The organism is Streptomyces sp. NPDC059256, assembly GCF_042753785.1.
Taxonomy (GTDB): domain Bacteria; phylum Actinomycetota; class Actinomycetes; order Streptomycetales; family Streptomycetaceae; genus Streptomyces.
In genome coordinates this window covers 52,187-69,805 of the sequence record NZ_JBHYZO010000020.1, presented here as the reverse complement: position 1 = coordinate 69,805, position 17,619 = coordinate 52,187, and the positions used below count along the sequence as shown (strand labels likewise).

The 17,619-nt window shown below is 69.3% G+C and carries 17 protein-coding genes; 13 read left to right on the top strand and 4 right to left on the bottom strand.

Translation table 11 applies throughout. The features are described from left to right. Positions 1 to 337 precede the first annotated feature (337 nt). Genes ACFXJL_RS28650 through ACFXJL_RS28640 form a run of 3 tightly spaced genes read left to right on the top strand, consistent with a single transcriptional unit; the run spans position 338 to position 3,815 of the window. Positions 338 to 1,294 carry a hypothetical protein gene (locus ACFXJL_RS28650; RefSeq protein WP_358880275.1) on the top strand — a complete coding sequence of 319 codons (957 nt, stop codon included), beginning with the start codon at positions 338 to 340 and terminating at the stop codon, positions 1,292 to 1,294. A 60-nt stretch (positions 1,295 to 1,354) separates the two neighbouring features. Beyond that, entirely contained in the window at positions 1,355 to 2,887 is a 1,533-nt protein-coding gene (locus ACFXJL_RS28645) for an amino acid permease (RefSeq protein ID WP_358880314.1), read from the top strand. A 52-nt stretch (positions 2,888 to 2,939) separates the two neighbouring features. Beyond that, positions 2,940 to 3,815: a GNAT family N-acetyltransferase gene (locus tag ACFXJL_RS28640; protein WP_358880276.1), complete on the top strand. Its 876-nt coding sequence runs from the start codon at positions 2,940 to 2,942 to the stop codon at positions 3,813 to 3,815. Positions 3,816 to 3,894: 79 nt separating this feature from the next. Here ACFXJL_RS28640 and ACFXJL_RS28635 read toward each other — a convergent pair whose 3' ends face one another. Next, positions 3,895 to 5,235, bottom strand: coding sequence for a 6-phospho-beta-glucosidase (locus ACFXJL_RS28635; protein WP_358880277.1), 1,341 nt, complete (start codon positions 5,233 to 5,235; stop codon positions 3,895 to 3,897). 463 nt (positions 5,236 to 5,698) lie between these two features. Between ACFXJL_RS28635 and ACFXJL_RS28630 the strand changes: the two genes are divergently transcribed. Beyond that, positions 5,699 to 6,532: a class I SAM-dependent methyltransferase gene (locus ACFXJL_RS28630; RefSeq protein ID WP_358880278.1), complete on the top strand. Its 834-nt coding sequence runs from the start codon at positions 5,699 to 5,701 to the stop codon at positions 6,530 to 6,532. Between the two features lie 77 nt (positions 6,533 to 6,609). Here ACFXJL_RS28630 and meaB read toward each other — a convergent pair whose 3' ends face one another. Genes meaB through ACFXJL_RS28615 form a run of 3 tightly spaced genes read right to left on the bottom strand, consistent with a single transcriptional unit; the run spans position 6,610 to position 11,721 of the window. Continuing rightward, positions 6,610 to 7,599: a methylmalonyl Co-A mutase-associated GTPase MeaB gene (gene meaB, locus ACFXJL_RS28625; RefSeq protein WP_384642668.1), complete on the bottom strand. Its 990-nt coding sequence runs from the start codon at positions 7,597 to 7,599 to the stop codon at positions 6,610 to 6,612. A 13-nt stretch (positions 7,600 to 7,612) separates the two neighbouring features. After that, the gene (gene scpA / locus ACFXJL_RS28620) at positions 7,613 to 9,811 is read right to left on the bottom strand and encodes a methylmalonyl-CoA mutase (RefSeq protein ID WP_384697080.1); all 2,199 of its coding nucleotides are present in this window, start codon (positions 9,809 to 9,811) and stop codon (positions 7,613 to 7,615) included. After that, on the bottom strand, positions 9,811 to 11,721 hold the full coding sequence (locus tag ACFXJL_RS28615; RefSeq protein ID WP_384697077.1) for a methylmalonyl-CoA mutase family protein: 1,911 nt from the start codon (positions 11,719 to 11,721) through the stop codon (positions 9,811 to 9,813). Before ACFXJL_RS28615 ends, scpA begins: the two co-directional genes overlap by 1 nt. A gap of 281 nt (positions 11,722 to 12,002) precedes the next feature. Between ACFXJL_RS28615 and ACFXJL_RS28610 the strand changes: the two genes are divergently transcribed. From ACFXJL_RS28610 to ACFXJL_RS28570, 9 genes are all read left to right on the top strand, one after another. Continuing rightward, entirely contained in the window at positions 12,003 to 12,362 is a 360-nt protein-coding gene (locus ACFXJL_RS28610) for a VOC family protein (protein WP_358880281.1), read from the top strand. 183 nt (positions 12,363 to 12,545) lie between these two features. Further along, on the top strand, positions 12,546 to 13,340 hold the full coding sequence (locus ACFXJL_RS28605) for a carbon-nitrogen hydrolase family protein (RefSeq protein WP_384642592.1): 795 nt from the start codon (positions 12,546 to 12,548) through the stop codon (positions 13,338 to 13,340). Positions 13,341 to 13,571: 231 nt separating this feature from the next. Continuing rightward, the gene (locus tag ACFXJL_RS28600) at positions 13,572 to 14,210 is read left to right on the top strand and encodes a DUF6629 family protein (RefSeq protein WP_384697156.1); all 639 of its coding nucleotides are present in this window, start codon (positions 13,572 to 13,574) and stop codon (positions 14,208 to 14,210) included. 195 nt (positions 14,211 to 14,405) lie between these two features. Beyond that, positions 14,406 to 14,576 (top strand): hypothetical protein, encoded by a 171-nt coding sequence (locus ACFXJL_RS28595; protein ID WP_384697073.1) that lies wholly within the window; start codon positions 14,406 to 14,408, stop codon positions 14,574 to 14,576. 5 nt (positions 14,577 to 14,581) lie between these two features. Continuing rightward, positions 14,582 to 14,893, top strand: a complete 312-nt coding sequence (locus ACFXJL_RS28590) for a WhiB family transcriptional regulator (protein ID WP_384642600.1) — start codon at positions 14,582 to 14,584, stop codon at positions 14,891 to 14,893. A gap of 113 nt (positions 14,894 to 15,006) precedes the next feature. After that, positions 15,007 to 15,312: a hypothetical protein gene (locus ACFXJL_RS28585; protein WP_358880284.1), complete on the top strand. Its 306-nt coding sequence runs from the start codon at positions 15,007 to 15,009 to the stop codon at positions 15,310 to 15,312. A gap of 96 nt (positions 15,313 to 15,408) precedes the next feature. Further along, positions 15,409 to 15,795: a hypothetical protein gene (locus ACFXJL_RS28580; protein WP_358880285.1), complete on the top strand. Its 387-nt coding sequence runs from the start codon at positions 15,409 to 15,411 to the stop codon at positions 15,793 to 15,795. A gap of 96 nt (positions 15,796 to 15,891) precedes the next feature. Next, the gene (locus ACFXJL_RS28575; protein ID WP_384642605.1) at positions 15,892 to 17,286 is read left to right on the top strand and encodes an NADP-dependent succinic semialdehyde dehydrogenase; all 1,395 of its coding nucleotides are present in this window, start codon (positions 15,892 to 15,894) and stop codon (positions 17,284 to 17,286) included. After that, positions 17,287 to 17,553: a hypothetical protein gene (locus tag ACFXJL_RS28570; protein ID WP_384697068.1), complete on the top strand. Its 267-nt coding sequence runs from the start codon at positions 17,287 to 17,289 to the stop codon at positions 17,551 to 17,553. Positions 17,554 to 17,619: the final 66 nt, after the last annotated feature.

Sequence of the window (17,619 nt, the reverse complement as noted above, 5' to 3'; positions counted from 1 at the left end):
GAGTCGCCCGCCATTTCGACGCTCGGTCAACTTCCCGATCGAACCCGGAGGCCCGCGCAGCCCATTTCCAGCTCGCTCAGACGATGCGACACCTTCACCATGGAGCACATGTTCTAGAAGTGGGCGGCTATCACCGGGTGTATGGGAGACGGCATATGCCAACCCCCTCGGTGATGTGCAATAGACCCGGCCAACGTTCGCCGACCGAGTGTTTTCCCTCTCACTGGGTCCTGAGTAGGGTGTGATCCCGCAGCCGGTGATCGACAGTGATCCGGCATTGTCCGGCGCGACCGGAATGCGGGCGGACGGCGCCGTCCGGGGGGAAGGGGGACAGACCGTGGCCGCTGGCCCGTTCCATACACAGTACGTTTGGCATCCGGCAGCTGATGACCACCAGCTGGCGCGTGCTTGCATCGACGTACGAGCGGGGCGATACCTCGGAGCAGAGGAGGTTCTCCGGGAAGTGCGAGGGGATTTCGAGGTCAGGGCGCACCGTTCGCTGGTGCTGGCGTCCGAAGCAGCCGACTCCGATCTCGCCGAACGCTGGTTGGCCGAGGAACCGGGGCCCGAATCGTCCCTGTTGTGGGCGCGGGTCGCGATGCTCCGCGCGCTGCGCTCGGCCGATGAAGGGGGACCGCACACCGAAGCGCTGGTGGACATCGCCAACGCCGCGGCCGAGCGGGCCGCCCGTCTGCTGCCGACCGATCCCACCCCCCGGGTCGCCCAGTTGGCGATCACCCGCATCCGGCGTCCGATGGACCGAGCCCCGCTCGGCCTCCTGACTTCACCACCCGGACCCTGGCAACTCTTCGCCCGCATCCTGCGCCTCGACCCCTGGAACCGCGAGGCGCACCACCGTTTTCTCGCCTTCTTCTTCACCCGGTACGGCGGCACGGCCAGCGCGCGCTGGGATGTGGCCGCCTTCCTCAGCAACCGCGCGCCCCTGGCATCCGCCGTGCGCCTGCTGCCCCTGGTGGCCCTGGCCGAGGAGTACGACCCCAACTCCCTGCTGGCCCACCATGCCTGGCGGCAGCCACAGTGCGTGGCCACGGCGGCAGCGGGCTACACCCACTGGTTCCCCCAACTCGCCGACTACCGCTTCACACCCGTCCTCGACCTCTCCTATCTGGCGCACGCCCTCTATCTGGGACGGCGGGAATTCGAAGCCCGTGAAGTCCTGGCGGCCATGGGCCCCTTTGCTGCGCGTATGCCGTGGAGCGTCTTCGGTTCACCCGAGGACCAATTGTCCCGAGCGCGACGGGCCTGTGGATTGCCCGTTCCCGGCTCTCATTGAGCATAGAAATCGACCGTCTGTCCAGTCAGAAAGGAAAATGACGCTGTCGTGTCCGAGAGAATGACTGCCATCCGGCCGAGGAAACGTCATCGCGATGATGGCGCCGTCGTTCTCGACGATGACGCGACACTGCATGCGATGGGATACCCGCGGAAACTCACTCGACGTTTTCGCACATTCGACAACTTCGCCATCTCCTTCACCATCATCAATGTCATCTCCGGCATCTTCTCCGCCTTTGGATTCGGTATGGTCTCGGGCGGACCGCTCATTCTGGTGTTCGGCTGGATCGGCGTATCCATCATGGTCCTCTTCGTCGGTGCGGCCATGGGGGAAATCGCCTCGGCCTATCCCACGAGCGGGGCCCTCTACTTCTCCGCGGGGAAACTCGCCAAGAGACACCGGGGCGCCTGGTCCTGGTACACGGGTTGGCTGAACTTCGTGGGCCAGATCGGCGGAACAGCAGCTACCGGTTACGCCGCGGCCACCTTCATCCAGGCGTTCATCGTCATGCAGTGGCCCGGCTATCAGGTCACGGGCCACCGCACTGTCGTCATCACCACGGCCATCCTGCTCGTCCAGGCGCTCGCCAACACCTACACCGTGCACCTCGTCGCCGCCCTCAACCGCATCTCCGTATGGTGGTTGACCATCGGCGTGACGGTCATCGTCCTCAGTCTCGTCCTGATCCCCAGTCACCATCAATCGCCCGGCTTCACCACGCATTTCGTGAACACCACCGGCTTCTCCAATGCCGTCTACGCCGCAATGCTCGGTCTGCTGGTCACCAGTTGGACCTTCACGGGATTCGACGGAAGCTTCCACATGTCCGAAGAGACGGTGAAGTCCACGGTGAGTACGCCCAGGGGCATCATGTGGGCCATCGGCTGCTCCGCCGTCGCCGGTCTCATTCTCATGATCGCCCTGGTGTTCGCGATCCGCGATTACCCGACTACAGCGAGTTCCTCGGCGCCGCCCGTACGGATTCTCATCGATGCCCTCGGCACGGGCACCGCACGGCTGCTGCTGCTCGTCGTCATCGGGTCGATGCTCTTCTGCGGCCTTGCCAACATGACCAGCAATACCCGCCAGATCTTCGCCTTTGCGCGAGATGGGGCCATGCCCGGCTCCCGGCTGTGGCATTCGGTATCACCACGTACCCGGACACCCGTCAAGGCGGTCTGGTTGGCCGCGGGTTGTTCCTTCCTGCTGATCACACCGGCCTGGTGGTCGCACACCGTGTTCGCGGCGATCGTCAGTGTTAACGTCGTCGGGCTCTATCTGGCCTATGGCGTACCCATCTATCTCCGACTGAGACTGGGCACGGAATTCGAGCCGGGCCCCTGGCACCTCGGACGCTGGGGCAGGCCCGTCGCGCGCACGGCCGTGGCCTGGATCGTCTTCAGCAGCGTGCTGTTCATGCTGCCCCACGTCTCACCCATTACCCCGACGACCTTCAACTACGCGCCGATAGCCCTCGGGGTGGTCCTCCTGGTGGCCACCGCCTGGTGGTTCGCCGCCGCACGCAGACGCTTCCAGGGCCCGGTCAGCTACGGCAGCCCCGACGAAGTCGCCGCCATGGACCTGGTGTGAGCCGGCCGCTCCGCGCCGGCCATCGAGACAACCCCAGAAGGGAATCCGCCCCATGACCCGTCCACTCGACGAGACCGTTCGGACGTCCGAGGACCTCACCGTCAGCAGCTCCTCGCCGCAGGAGTGGCAGCACATCGCCACCTGGGCCGCAGCCGAAGGGTGGAACCCCGGCAACGGAGACGTGGCGTGCTTCCACCCCACCGACCCCTCAGGCTTCTTCATCGGACGCATCGCGGGCGAGCCCGTCTCCGCCATCTCGGTCGTCAACTACTCGGACGACTACGCCTTCCTGGGCTACTACCTCGTCCGCCCCGATCTTCGGGGCCAGGGGCTGGGGTTGAGGACCTGGCGCGCGGCCTTCCCCCATGCCGGCAGTCGACTCGTCGGACTCGACGCCGTACCGGCGCAGCAGGAGAACTACCAGCGCTCCGGCTTCACACCCGCCTACGGGACGGTCCGCTACGGCGGTGTGCCGCGCAAGGGTCACGTGGCCGACAGCGTCGTTCCGGCCACCCCCGCGCACCTCGATGCGATCGTCGCCTACGACCGCCACTGCTTCCCCGCCGAACGACGCGCCTTCCTGTCCCGTTGGCTCACCGCGCCCGGGCACACCGCGTACCTACGGCTCCGCGAGGAGACCGTCACCGGATACGGAGTGATCAGGCCGGGCCTGGACACCCATCGGGTCGGTCCTCTCTTCGCCGACACTGCCGAGGACGCGGCGGCCGTGCTGGATGCGCTGACCGCGCACCTCGGCCCCACGGACGAGGTCGCAGTCGACATGCCCGAGACCCAGCCCGCCGCCGCCGCGCTGGCGACCGAACGTGGACTGACGGCCCAGTTCCCCACCGTACGGATGTACACCGGGCCTGCTCCTGACCTCCGTGGTGAGCGCGTCTTCGGCGTCACCAGCTTGGAACTCGGCTAGCCACAGGCCCTGCTGACGCCCCGTGCGAGCCGATCCGGCCCCTCGGGGCGTCGGGGCTGCCGCCCCGCTGCCGGGGCGCTCAGCGCAGATAGGCCAGACCCGGATGGACCGCCGCGTACCCCTTCAGCAGTCGACGGGCGACGGTGACCGAGTCCACCAACGGGTGGATCGCGAACGCCTTGACCGCTCGTGCCGCGGAACCGCTCTCAGCCGCAGCCAGCACCTCCCGTTCCGCGGCCTTCACCGCACGCACCAGGCCCGTGGCGTCCTCAGGCAGGGGCGCGACGGCCACCGGGTGGGCACCGTTCGCATCGACGAAGCACGGCACTTCGACCACCGCGTCCCCGTCCACAGCGTCCAGGGCGCCACGATTGCGGACGTTGAGGATGAGCGAGGTGCGCTGGTGGTGGGCGATGGCCCGCATCAGCGCCAGCGCCACCTGCTCGTAGCCACCGGACTCCAGGTCGTCGGCGTCCCGTTCCCCGGCACCCGCCGCCTCCCGGTTGTGCGCCATGTAGGTCGCCTCACGCTCCGCCCGGGTACGGTCCCACTGCTCCCAGGCCCCGGCGGGAGAGCGCGCCATCCGGGTGTAGAACCCTGCTTGCTGCTCCTGGAGGAAGGCCCCGCGGGTCTGGTCGGCCTCGCGGTAGGCACGCACCGCCTCACGGTTGAAGTAGTAGTAGTGCAGATACTCGTTGGGGATCGCGCCGAGCGACTGGAGCCACTGCGCCCCGAAGAGCTTGCCCTCCTCGAAGGAACCCAACAGGGCGGGGTCCCCGAGGAGCCTCGGCAGTTCATCACGGCCGTCGATCCGCACTCCGCGCAGCCAGCCGAGGTGGTTGAGGCCCGCGTAGTCGAACCAGGCCCGGTCGGGGTCCACGCCCAACACCCGTGCGACCCGGCGCCCGAGACCCACCGGGGAGTCGCAGATGCCGATCACCCGGTCGCCCAACTCCCGCGCCATGGCCTCGGTGACCAGACCGGCCGGATTGGTGAAGTTGATGACCCAGGCGTCCGGTGCCCAGCGGGCCACTCGGCGAGCGATCTCCCGGGCGACGGGCACGGTCCGCAGCCCGTACGCGATGCCACCCGCACCCACCGTCTCCTGCCCCAGCACTCCTTCGGCCAGGGCGATGCGTTCGTCGTCGGCCCGACCGGCGAGACCGCCCACCCGGATCGCGGAGAACACGAAGTCGGCGCCGCGCAGGGCCTCGTCGAGGTCCGTCGTCACGGACACGGTCGGCGCGTCCGGTACGCCCTCGGCCTGGTCGGCGAGGACACGTGCGATGGCGGTGAGCCTGTCGGCGTCCACGTCGTGCAGGACGACGTCGGTGACCCGCCCTTCGGCGCGGTCACCCAGCAGCGCCGAGTACACCAGTGGAAGCCGGAAGCCTCCGCCGCCCAGGACCGTGAGCCTCATCCCTCAGCCACCTTCACTTCCTCGCCCGGTGCGCGCCTTCGGCAGCTCCGGGGGCGTGCCGTTGATGGACGCACGTTACCCGCCTGCCCCGATCGTTTCCCGAGTACAGGCGTGCTGAGTACGGTGGCCACCCGCCCGGGCCCGACACGGGTGGTCGCCCACACATCCATCCGCGTAGCGGCCCCCTGCGGGCCCGAAGCCCCCGACGCATCACCGTTCAGAGCATCCCTCGTGGCACTACCGGACACCTGGAGCATCGATCGGGTGAGGGTGACTCTCAGGTCACTCAGCTTCGTTGGCCGATGATGTCCAGGTCAGAGGGTGTTCCTCGGAGTGGAGTCGGGCCATTCGCGGGCGGCTGACAGAGAAGTGACCACCCGCCGAGGTGCAAGTTAGGCTTACCTAACTACACTGGCGCTCCGTCGTCGCACCGCATCGACGACACCACCCAGGAGAGATGATCATGGAGCATCGGACCGCACGCGTGCCCGACCTCGGCGAACCCCGACGGACCCTGCTCGCCGCGCCGCGGGCCCGAGCCGCGCAGAGCCTCGTGCCCCCCAGCGTCCGTCGGGATCTTCGCGCGGTGGAGCCGGTCGACGCCCTGGACGACGGGGGTCGGTTCGAAGGCCCGCACGGCGAGATCGGCTCCAATGTCCGTACCCTCCTCTTCGACACCTGGGTCCACGACTTCCTCACCCAACACCCGACCGGAACCGTGGTCGACATCGGCAGCGGGCTCGCCACCCGCTTCCAACGGCTCGACAACGGGACCGTCAACTGGTTCGACCTCGCCCCTGCCGCGACAGTGCGAACCGACCCCCACGACCAGGCGTCCGAGCGTCGGCGCACCCTCACCACCTCCGTCACCGATCCCTCGTGGATCGACGTCGTGCGTCAGAGCCCCGGACCGTACTTCGTCGCCGCCGAAGCCGCACTGATGTCCCTCGACGAGGACGATGTGCGCCGTGTGATCCGGATGATCGTGGAGCGACTGCCCGGGGCGTACCTCGCGCTGGATACCGCGTCCAGTTGGCTGGTCGACAACCAGGACGGCCACGATGTGCTGGGGAAGGTCGCCGCGCGGCTGCGCTGGCGCTGCGACGATCCCACTCGGGTGGCGCAGTGGCACCCTGGCCTGACCCTCACCCAGAGCTGCACCTTCGCACGGCTACCCGCCGCCGTCAGCCGCCGGATCTCCCAGCCCCAACGGGGGATGCTCCGCGCCATGGCCGCGGTGATGCGCCGTCAGATCCAGGACTACCGCTTCAATCTCTATCAGCTCGGGACGCCGTGAGCCGACCGGGTGCACGCACAACGGCAGGGGGTGGGCCGCACCCCACCCCCTGCCCGCTCGACTCCAGCGCCCGCTCGCTACCGGGGCTGCTGGAAGGCGTCCAGGATACGCTCCGCGGCGAGGGTCGCCGTCAACTGGCCGTCCCGTAGCTCCTGTTCCACCTCAGGGGTCAGGGCCCGCACCCGTGGATGGCTGCGCAGCCGATCCGTCAGCGTGTCGTGCACCATGGACCAGGCCCAGTCGACCTGTTGGTCGCGGCGCTTTGCCGCCAGCCGGTCCGTGGACTCCAGCAGGGTCCGATGCTGCTCGATCCGCTCCCACACGGTGTCCAGGCCCATGGACTCGCGGGCACTGCACGACAGCACCGGGGGAGTCCAAGCCGCATCGACGGGATGCATCAGCCGCAGCGCCCCGGCGAGTTCCCGGGCCGCCGCCCGGGCGTCCCGCTCGTGCGGGCCGTCCGCCTTGTTGACCGCGATGACGTCCGCCAACTCCAGGACGCCCTTCTTGATGCCCTGGAGCTGATCCCCGGTCCGCGCCAGGGTCAGCAGGAGGAAGGTGTCGACCATGTTGGCGACCGCCGTCTCCGACTGCCCCACGCCGACGGTCTCCACGAGGACGACGTCGTACCCCGCAGCCTCCATCACCAAGATGGTCTCGCGGGTCGCCTTGGCCACTCCGCCGAGGGTCCCGGCGGTGGGAGAGGGGCGGACGAACGCGGCAGGGTCCGTCGCCAGTCGCTCCATCCGGGTCTTGTCGCCGAGGATGGACCCCCCGGTCCTACTGGAGGACGGGTCGACCGCGAGCACCGCGACCCGGTGGCCGAGCCCCGTGAGCATGGTGCCCAACGCATCGATGAAGGTGGACTTGCCCACCCCCGGAACCCCGCTGATGCCCACCCGCCGAGCCGCCCCGGCGTGGGGAAGCAGCGCGGTCAGCAACTGCTGGGCCAGCACCCGGTGATCGGCCCTGGTGGACTCCACCAGGGTGATGGCCCGCGCGATGTGGGCCCGGGAGCCCGCCCGTACACCTGTCACATAGTTGTCGACGTCGATCGTCGATCGCACCGGGGGCACCGACTCACACCTCGTGGCCGAGCGCGGCGGCCAATGTCCGCAACAGATCGTGCGCGGCGTCGGGAATCACCGTGCCCGGGGGGAACACGGCCGCGGCACCCGCCTCGTGCAGGGTCGGCACGTCCTGCGGTGGGATCACCCCGCCCACCACGATCATGATGTCCTCACGGCCCTCGGCGGCCAACTCCTCCCGCAGTGCGGGCACCAGGGTGAGGTGACCCGCGGCCAGCGAGGACACCCCGACGATGTGGACGTCGGCCTCCACCGCCTGCCGTGCCACCTCGGCCGGTGTCTGGAACAGCGGGCCGACATCCACGTCGAAACCGAGGTCCGCGAAGGCCGTGGCGATCACCTTCTGCCCGCGATCATGACCGTCCTGGCCCATCTTGGCCACCAGGATGCGCGGTCGTCGGCCCTCCGCCTCCTCGAACGCCGTCACCGCGGCCCGGGTGCGCTCCACGGCCGGGGACTCGCCTGCCTCTTTGCGGTACACACCCGAGATGGTACGGATCTGCCCCGAGTGGCGCCCGTACACCTTCTCCAGGGCGTCCGAGATCTCTCCCACCGTCGCCTTCGCCCGGGCAGCGGACACGGCCAGCGCCAGGAGATTGCCCTCAAGACCCGGACCGGCACCGCGTCCAGCGGCCTCGGTGAGGGCACGCAGACTGTCCTGGCACACCGCTTCGTCGCGCTCCTCGCGCAGCCGACGCAACTTGGCGATCTGCTGGGTCCGCACCGAGGAGTTGTCGACCTTGAGGACGTCGATCTCCTCATCGGTCTCCACCCGGTACTTGTTCACCCCGATGACGGGCTGCCGTCCGGAGTCGATCCGTGCCTGGGTGCGGGCCGCGGCCTCCTCGACCCGGAGCTTGGGAATGCCCGCGTCGATCGCCTGCGCCATCCCCCCGGCGGCCTCCACCTCCTCGATGTGCTGCCAGGCGCGCCGAGCGAGGTCATGCGTCAACCGCTCCACGTAGGCGCTGCCGCCCCATGGATCGATGACCCGGCAGGTCCCCGACTCCTGCTGGAGCAGCAACTGGGTGTTGCGGGCGATCCGTGCGGAGAAGTCGGTCGGCAGGGCCAACGCCTCGTCGAGTGCGTTGGTGTGCAGCGACTGGGTGTGTCCCTGGGTCGCGGCCATCGCCTCCACACAGGTGCGTGTGACGTTGTTGAACACGTCCTGCGCCGTCAGCGACCAGCCCGAGGTCTGCGAATGCGTGCGCAGGGAGAGCGACTTGGGGTTCTGCGGATCGAACGTCTTCACCAGCTTCGCCCACAGCAACCGCGCCGCCCGCAGCTTGGCGACCTCCATGAAGAAGTTCATCCCGATCGCCCAGAAGAACGAGAGCCGCGGTGCGAACGCGTCGACGTCCAACCCGGCGCCCTTGCCCGCCCGGAGGTACTCCATCCCGTCCGCCAGGGTGTACGCCAACTCAAGGTCGGCGGTCGCCCCGGCCTCCTGGATGTGGTAGCCGGAGATGGAGATGGAGTTGTACCGCGGCATCTTCTGTGAGGTGTACGAGAAGATGTCCGAAATGATCCGCATGGACGGCTGTGGCGGATAGATGTAGGTGTTGCGGACCATGAACTCCTTGAGGATGTCGTTCTGAATGGTCCCGGCCAGCTTCTCCGGTGGTACGCCCTGCTCCTCGGCGGCGACGATGTAGAGCGCGAGAACGGGCAGCACGGCGCCGTTCATCGTCATCGACACGCTCATCCGGTCCAACGGAATGCCGTCGAAGAGCTGGCGCATGTCGAAGATCGAGTCGATCGCGACGCCAGCCATGCCGACATCGCCGGTCACCCGCGGATGGTCACTGTCGTAGCCGCGGTGCGTCGGGAGGTCGAAGGCGACCGAGAGCCCCTTCTGCCCCGCAGCGAGATTGCGGCGGTAGAAGGCGTTGGACTCCTCGGCCGTGGAGAAACCGGCGTACTGACGGATCGTCCAGGGCTGATTGACGTACATCGTCGGATACGGGCCCCGCAGATAGGGCGCGATCCCCGGATAGGTGTCGAGGAAGTCCACCCCCGCCAGATCCTGTCCGGTGTACAACGACTGCACCGGAATGCCTTCCGGCGTCTCCCACACCAGCTCGGACGCGTCCTTGCCGATGGCTTCCTTGACGGCGCTGCGCCACTGGTCGTGCGAGGCCGCGGAGGCCGCCGCCCCCAGGTCGATCCCGGTGAAATCCGGAATGCTCATCACGCCACTCCCATCCGGTCGAGTGCGCAGGTGAGGACGGCGACCGCATCGCTGCCCGCGAAGACGAACTCGTCGACCCCTGCTTGGAGAAGTGCCTCACGCAACTCCCCGGGGCGCCCGGCGAGATAGACCCACTGTGCACCGGCCGCCTTAAGCGCCCGGGCGACCGGGTCGGCGTGCTCGGCGTACAGGGCGTCACTGGAGCAGATGCAGGCGAGCTCCGCCCCGCTGGCGGCGAACGCCGCTGCGACGCCGGACGCATCGACCGAAACCGGATCGTGGACGGGCTCGATGCCACCCGCCTGGAAGAGGTTGGCGGCGAACGCTGCCCGCGCGGTGTGTGCGGAGGCCGGGCCGAGCGCGGCGACGAAGATCCGGGGCCGTGCTCCCGTCTGCTCGGCATGGGCGTCGGAGCGGGCGCGCAACGTCTCGAAGTCGATGTCCCGACGCACCTTCGGCAGCCCGCCGGACCGCCCGGCAGGCGCAGGATCGCGCCGTACGGGTGTCTCCGCGATCAGCGGGTACTCACTGACTCCCGTGATCGGCTCCTTGCGCCGGGCGATCTTCGTCCGACGCGCCTGCCAGGTCTCGGAGATACGCTCCTCGACCAGCCGGCTGCGCAGGCCCGCGAGCAGGCCACCCGCGCCCTCGATCTCCTGGAACCACTCCCAGGCCGCATGCGCGAGTTCGTCCGTGAGCTGCTCCACGTACCAGGAGCCCCCGGCCGGGTCGATGACCCGTCCGATGTGCGATTCCTCGATGAGGATCGTCGATGTGTTGCGGGCGATCCGCCGGGCGAACGCGTCCGGGAGCCCGATGGCGTGGTCGAAGGGGAGCACGGTCACGGCATCCGCACCGCCGACCCCCGCGGCGAGCGAGGCGACCGTGCTCCGGAGCATGTTGACCCACGGGTCACGGCGGGTCATCATCACCGGCGATATCACTGCGTGCTGCCGTTGTGCTCCAGCCTGTGCGGTGCCGCTGACCTCGGCGATCCTGGCCCAGGTGCGTCGCGCCGCCCGCAGTTTGGCAATGGTCAGGAACTGGTCGGCGGTGGCCGCGTAGCGGAATTCCACTTGCCCGAAGGCTTCGTCGGCGCTCAGCCCGGCCGCCGTCAACTCCCGCAGCACCGCCACACCTGCGGCGAGGGAGCAGCCCAACTCCTGTCCCGCCGACGCGCCCGCCTCGTGGTAGGGCAGCGCGTCCACCGTCAGTGTCCGCAGTCCGGCGTACTGCTCCCGGTACTCCCGGGCCAGCCGCGCCGCTGCGGCGAGAGCAGCGGGGACCTCGTCGTGGGCGCCGGTCCGAGCGGCGTGCCCGAGCGGGTCGGCCCCGAGGTTGCCCCGGACCTCCGTGGCCGGTGTGCCTCGCTCCGCGTGGATGCGGAGCAGTTCGCGGCCGGCGGCCTCGAAGTCCGCGCCGGCGTCCAGCACGATCGGCGCGAGGTCCAGGTACACCCCCTCCAACACCCTGTCGAGTGCGTCGAGGGGGATGCCACCGTCGCCGACGGTGAGCCAGAGGGAGGTGACCCCGTTCTCCAGATCGGCGAGAACCGCCTCGTTGGTCCGGGCCGGGTCGGGGTGGTCATGGCGCTGGCGGACGTCCCAGCCGGCCGGGACATTGCCTTCGGCGCGTCCGCCGCGAGTGAAGGGCGCGAAGCCGGGGAACTCCCCGCCGCCCGCGCCGAGGCCCGATGCGTCCGTCGTACAAACCGCTGTGCCCGCCGTGTAGAGGGGACGGGTTGTGAGCCCGTCCTCCAGGGCCGTGGACAGCGCTTCCTCAGCTGCCGACTCCGGAACGTCCTTGCCCGTTTTCCTGAGGACACCGGCGACAAGCCGCTGCCACTGCTCGTGGGAAGGGTTCGGGAATTCGGCGGCCAGCGAGAACCCGTCATCGGGGAGGACCGTCATGCTTCGGATGCTAGGACAAGGACACAGCGGGGCAGCAGGGGCACGGACTGTGACCTTGCACTCTCTGTGAGGACTTGATCCTCTTCGTCCTATGGACTACTCCGTCCGGGGCATTGCCGACCGGGAGGCGTGCGGGTAGGAGAAGGCGCTCCGGTGCGAGGGGTGCCGACCGGATGCCTTCTGCATGTCGTCCGGGTGACATACGCAACGCGTGGGGCGTGCGGGGGAAACGGGACGGTCGTACGGTGGATGCACTGTCATCGAGGGAAGGTCGCCCTGTCATGGCCGGTGAGATCTCCTTCTTCGAACTGGGTGTGGCCGACGCGGACAAGGCCCGCTCCTTCTACCGTGAGCTGTTCGGGTGGTCCTTCACACCCGGGCCCAGCGAGGGCGGCGGCTACGCGATCGAGACACCCAACGTTGCCGGCGGTGTCCACAGCGGCGATCCACGGGCCGCCCCCTACCTCTTCTTCAAGGTCGCGGACATGACCGCCGCGCGGGAGCGGGTGATCGCGCTCGGTGGGACCGTGGACGACTTCGACCTCGGCGAGGACGAAGCGACGGTCGCCCGCTTCGGCCGGTTCACCTTCTGCCGTGATGATCAGGGTTCGCCCTTCGGCCTCCACGAGCCACCGTTGTGAGCGAGGGCGACAACTGACCGTGCTGAGCTCCTGCTGCGGGCCCTGTGACGCACGGGGCGCGGGACGGGGGCTCACGAGGGCACCCGTGGGGGAGCGCCATCGCCAGACCGCCCGCCGCGGGGATACGGTGCATGCCGCCCCCGGCCGGTCCGCCGACGCCGCTCCCCACCACGAGGACACCGCATGCGCATCGCCCTGAGCCAGATCACCACCGGCCCCGACCCGGAACGCAACCTCGTCGTCGTACGGGACGAGGCACACCGTGCGGCCGAGGCCGGTGCGCGGCTCATCGCCTTCCCGGAAGCGACCATGGCGTGCTTCGGCACCCGGCTCGCACCGCTGGCGCAGCCACTGGACGGCCCCTGGGCGGAACAGGTCCGACAGATCGCGCACGACGCCGGCCTGGTCGTCGTCGCGGGGATGTTCACCCCAGCCCCGGACGGAAAGGTGACCAACACCCTGCTGGCCACCGGACCGGGCGTCGAGGCCGCGTACGACAAGATCCACCTCTACGACGCCTTCGGTTTCACCGAGTCCGCCACGGTGGCGGCCGGCTCCGCTGTGGTGACGATCGATGTGGACGACGTCCGCGTCGGGCTTGCCACCTGTTACGACGTCCGGTTCCCCGAACTCTTCCGGGCGCACGCCGATGCCGGTGCCGTCCTGACCGTGCTGCCGGCCTCCTGGGGAGCCGGGCCCGGCAAGCGGGAGCAGTGGGAGTTGCTGGTGCGAGCGCGGGCGCTCGACGCCACCGTGTGGTTGGCGGCCGTGGACCAGGCCGATCCGAGCGCATCGGGCCGGGACGTCCCCCCGAAGACCCCTGCGGGAATCGGCTACAGCGCGGTCGTGGGCCCGGACGGGACGGTGCGGGAGCGGCTCGAAGCTGCCCCCGGGCTGCTGCTGGCCGATCTGGACCTCTCGGAGGTGGACGCGGTGCGCAAGGCGGTCCCCGTGTTGGCCAACCGTCGATTGGGATAGGCGCGGAAACGTCCACGAGGCCGGATCGTCCCCTGCCCGTACTCGGTGCAGTGGCGGACCAGACGGGCGTCCGTCCTGCCGGTGTCCGCGGTCGGCCCGTCGCCGCCGAAGTCGCCTTCATGATCGAACACCGGGCGATCAGGTCGGCGATCCGGTCAGGGCCTGGGGCGTACGGACCCCCCGCGTGATATGGCTGATTTCGTCCTGCTTCCTGAGGTCCGGGGTGAGCCCATGTGCTGGAGTGCCACGGCGGACCTCGTCGCAGGTACGGCCATCGGTGCGATCGGCGCGTACTGCGTCGTACGGGTCCGTACGCCGCGGGAGCTGCCGTTCGCAGCCCTACCGCTGTTGCTGGGCGCGCACCAGATCGTGGAGTCCGTCATCTGGCGACACGGCGGTGGTACCGGATGGGCCACCCTCACCTGGGCGGTGATCGCCCTGCCCCTGCTACCGCTGTGGGTGCCCATCGGCGTGCTCCTGGTGGCGCCCGCCGGAGCCCGGGCACGGCTGGCGATTCCCCTGGTCGCGGGGGTACTGACGGCAGGTGCGCTCTGCTACGCGCTCGCCACCCGCACGGTGGTCGCCGAGATCCGGGGAAACCGGGTCGGCTATCTGCTGGACCTGCCCCAATCCGTGCCGGTCATCGTCGGCTATCTCCTGGCGACCGTCGGTGCCCTGCTGCTGAGCGGCGATCCGATCCTTCGGCTGCTCGGCATCCTGACCGGTGTGGGTGCCGTGGTCTGCCTCGTGTTGTGGCGCACAGAGTTCGTCTCCACCTGGTGTGCGCTGGCAGCCGTCGTGTCGGTCGTGCTGCTGGTGTGGGTGCGCAACGGGCCGCATCGGGCAGGGGAGTGGCGCACGGCCGGGTGAGAGTCCGTGGCGTCCGTACCGTCCATGACATCCCCGTCCGGTTGGGCCACTTGCCCGTACCGGGCTGTTCGGTCTCACCCGGATCGCGCGCACCGACGGTGGATTCGGGGAATTCGGCGTTCTTCGTGACTCCTGGGGCAGACGCGTACTCGAAGCGTCGGCGAGGTGCCGACGACCGACGACTCAGGAGGATCGATGCCGAGTGGCAGTGTCCATGTCCTGCACCGGCCCGGTGAACGAAAGGCACGGGACCGCGAGCAGATACGCACCTGTGTTCCGGCGCGCGTCGAGCGCCCCGCGGACCACGAGCCCCAGCTGCACACGACGAATGACGCCGAGAGCCATGTCGTCCGGGGCGAGGACTGATTCGCATGCGCCAGCCCCCGCGCTTTCGAGCCGTCACACCGGACGGTCCCCACACCATGGAATGGCAGCGCGATGCCGCCTGCGCGAGTGAGGACCCTGAGTTGTTCTTCCCGATCACCGGACTGGGGCCCGAGGCTGAGCAGGTGGACCGGGCCAAGCAGATCTGCGCCCGCTGCCCGGTGGCCGACGCCTGCTACGACTGGGCCAGGAGCACAGGTCAGCGCAGCGGCGTCTGGGGTGGGGTGAACGCCACCCAACGCCGCTCCGTCAGCTACGTCGGTCCTCGCGGGCGCGTTCAGGGCGCGGGCGTGAGCTGACCTTCCGACCGTGCGAGGGCCCCCGGAGTGCACAACCGTGCACGGGGACCCCCTCGCAGTTCGACGCCGGGCCGTGCCGCGGCCAACGCGGCTGTCACCCATCAGGAGTCACCATGACCGACCAACACAGTCCCGACCAGGAGCCGGAGCGGCTCGTCCCCAGGGACCTGCCCGATCAGCAGGTACACGATGGCGATGACCCACTGGACCTGCCTCTCCCCACGTCCCCCGAGGAGTCCACAGCGCCCGACGGCCACGAGGACACCGATGCAGACCGGGACGGACAGGGAGAAGGCGCCGACGGACCGCCCCCCGACGACGAACTCCCCGAAGCGGACGAGGCCGGAGCCGGTCGCGGTGAAGCGCGCAGCGGTTCCGTCCACCCCGAGCAGCCCGTCCCCGACGAGCCGTCCGGCTGAATCGCGACCGGGGATGCGGGCCCGCCCGACTCGCAGCCTGACCGCGGGCGGGCGAACCTTTGGAGTGACACCCCTCAGGGAGAGCGAGGAACCACGGTGAACCACGCCGAACCGACCGGCTCACCGGTCGAGGTGACCATCAGCGGCTGTGCCACGGAGGACGCCAACACCGTCTTTCGCCTCCTGGCACAGTCCTACGCGTCCGACCGCGCCGCGGACGAACACGCGGAGCACGTCTCCACGGGGCACCCCACCGTGTGGACGGGAACCTTCGACGTCACGGCCGCCCCCAGGACCGCCGCCACCCCCCTCACCCTCGGCGCACCCGTCGAAGCCGAGCTCCAGGGCGGCTACTGGGCGGTCGACCGCATGCGGGAGACCCTCGCCGCGGCCTTCCACGTCAAGGACGAGGGAACGGCGGCCGGGGACCAGGAGAAGGACGTGCAGTTGCGTCTGGAGAGCCGCGCACCGGCGTCGCGCTGATATCGACAGCACCCGTTCGCAGGCCGCCGCGACGCATCGCCGGCGGCAGTCAGGCCGCCCGCGATCGTCGACCGGCCGCAGTACAGGAAGGTCACCATGCCCATCGCCACCGTCAACCCGGCCACCGGCGAGACCCTCAAGACCTTCGAGGCCCATGGCCCCGAGGAAATCGAACGGCGTATCGCCCTCGCCCGTGCTGCCGTCGATGAGCAGCGGTCACTCGACTTCGACACGCGCGCCCGGCTCCTCAACCGGGCCGCCGCACTGTTGGACGAGGACCAGGAACACATCGCGCGCACCATGACCATCGAGATGGGCAAACCGATCGCGGCAGCCCGTGCGGAGGCGGCGAAGTGCGCCAAGGCGATGCGTTGGTACGCGCGACACGCCGCGGACCTGCTCGCCGATGAGCACCCCTCGACGCAGGACGTCAACGACTCGGGGGCGGCCCGGGTGACCGTGCGGTACCGACCGCTCGGGGTGGTGCTGGCCGTCATGCCCTGGAACTTCCCCCTCTGGCAGGTCGTGCGCTTCGCCGCCCCCGCCCTCATGGCGGGCAACACGGGGCTGCTCAAGCATGCGTCGAACGTTCCGCAGACCGCGCTCTACCTCGATGACCTCTTCCACCGGGCGGGCTGGCCACGGGGATGTTTCCAGACCCTGCTGGTGGGGGCCGGTGCGGTGGAAGGAGTGCTGCGCGACCCGCGGATCGCCGCAGCCACCCTGACGGGCAGCGAGCCGGCCGGCCGCTCGGTCGCCGCCATCGCCGGCGACGAGGTGAAGAAGACCGTCCTGGAACTCGGCGGCAGCGACCCGTTCGTCGTGATGTCGTCGGCCCGTGTCGAGCAGGCAGCCGACACCGCCGTCACGGCGCGGGTGCAGAACAACGGCCAGTCCTGCATCGCGGCCAAGAGGTTCATCGTCCACACCGACGTGTATGACGCCTTCCTCCAGCGGTTCACGAAGGGAATGAGCGAACTCACCGTCGGCGATCCGTTGGAGGACGACGTACAGATCGGGCCGCTGGCGCTGGAAGCGGGGCGTTCCGACGTGGAGGAACTGGTGGACGACGCCGTGGCGCACGGTGCCACGGCGGTGTGCGGCGGCCGTCGCCCGAGCGGGTTGGACCGCGGCTGGTTCTACGAACCGACGGTCCTCACCGGTGTGGATCCCTCGATGCGGATCCACCGGGAAGAGGCGTTCGGACCGGTGGCCACCGTCTATCGGGTGGCCGATCTCGATGAGGCGGTCGCCCTCGCCAACGACACTCCGTTCGGCCTCAGCTCCAACGTCTGGACGCGCGACAAGGACGAGATGGCGCGGTTCGCCCGTGACATCGAAGCCGGTGGGGTCTTCTTCAACGGGATGACCGCCTCCCATCCGGCCCTGCCCTTCGGCGGTGCCAAGCGGTCCGGCTACGGCCGGGAGCTGTCCGCGCACGGCATCCGGGAGTTCTGCAACATCACCACCCTCTGGTACGGCAAGGAGTAGTTGCGCGAGCCCGAACCGGCCGTCGTCGGCACTTCGGGCCGACTCGGGGACATCGAAGTCGCGGGCCCTGACGCGCATGGGCGTGCGGCGAACCACCTCTGGGCCGGACAGATCTTCGTCGGCCCCGGGCCCCGGGTCCCCGGGGTGGGGCTCGCGGGCCGCCGTGGTGCGGCAGATGATGGCCGGTGTCCGCACCCGGCACGACGACTGGATCCGGACGGTACGGGACGGACCTTCCCGGTCAACGGCTGGCGCTGGCACGTCTGAGAGCACCGTGGGAAGTGATCGGTCGGGTGGTGACTCGACAGTGGTGCACATCGCCCAAGGGAAACG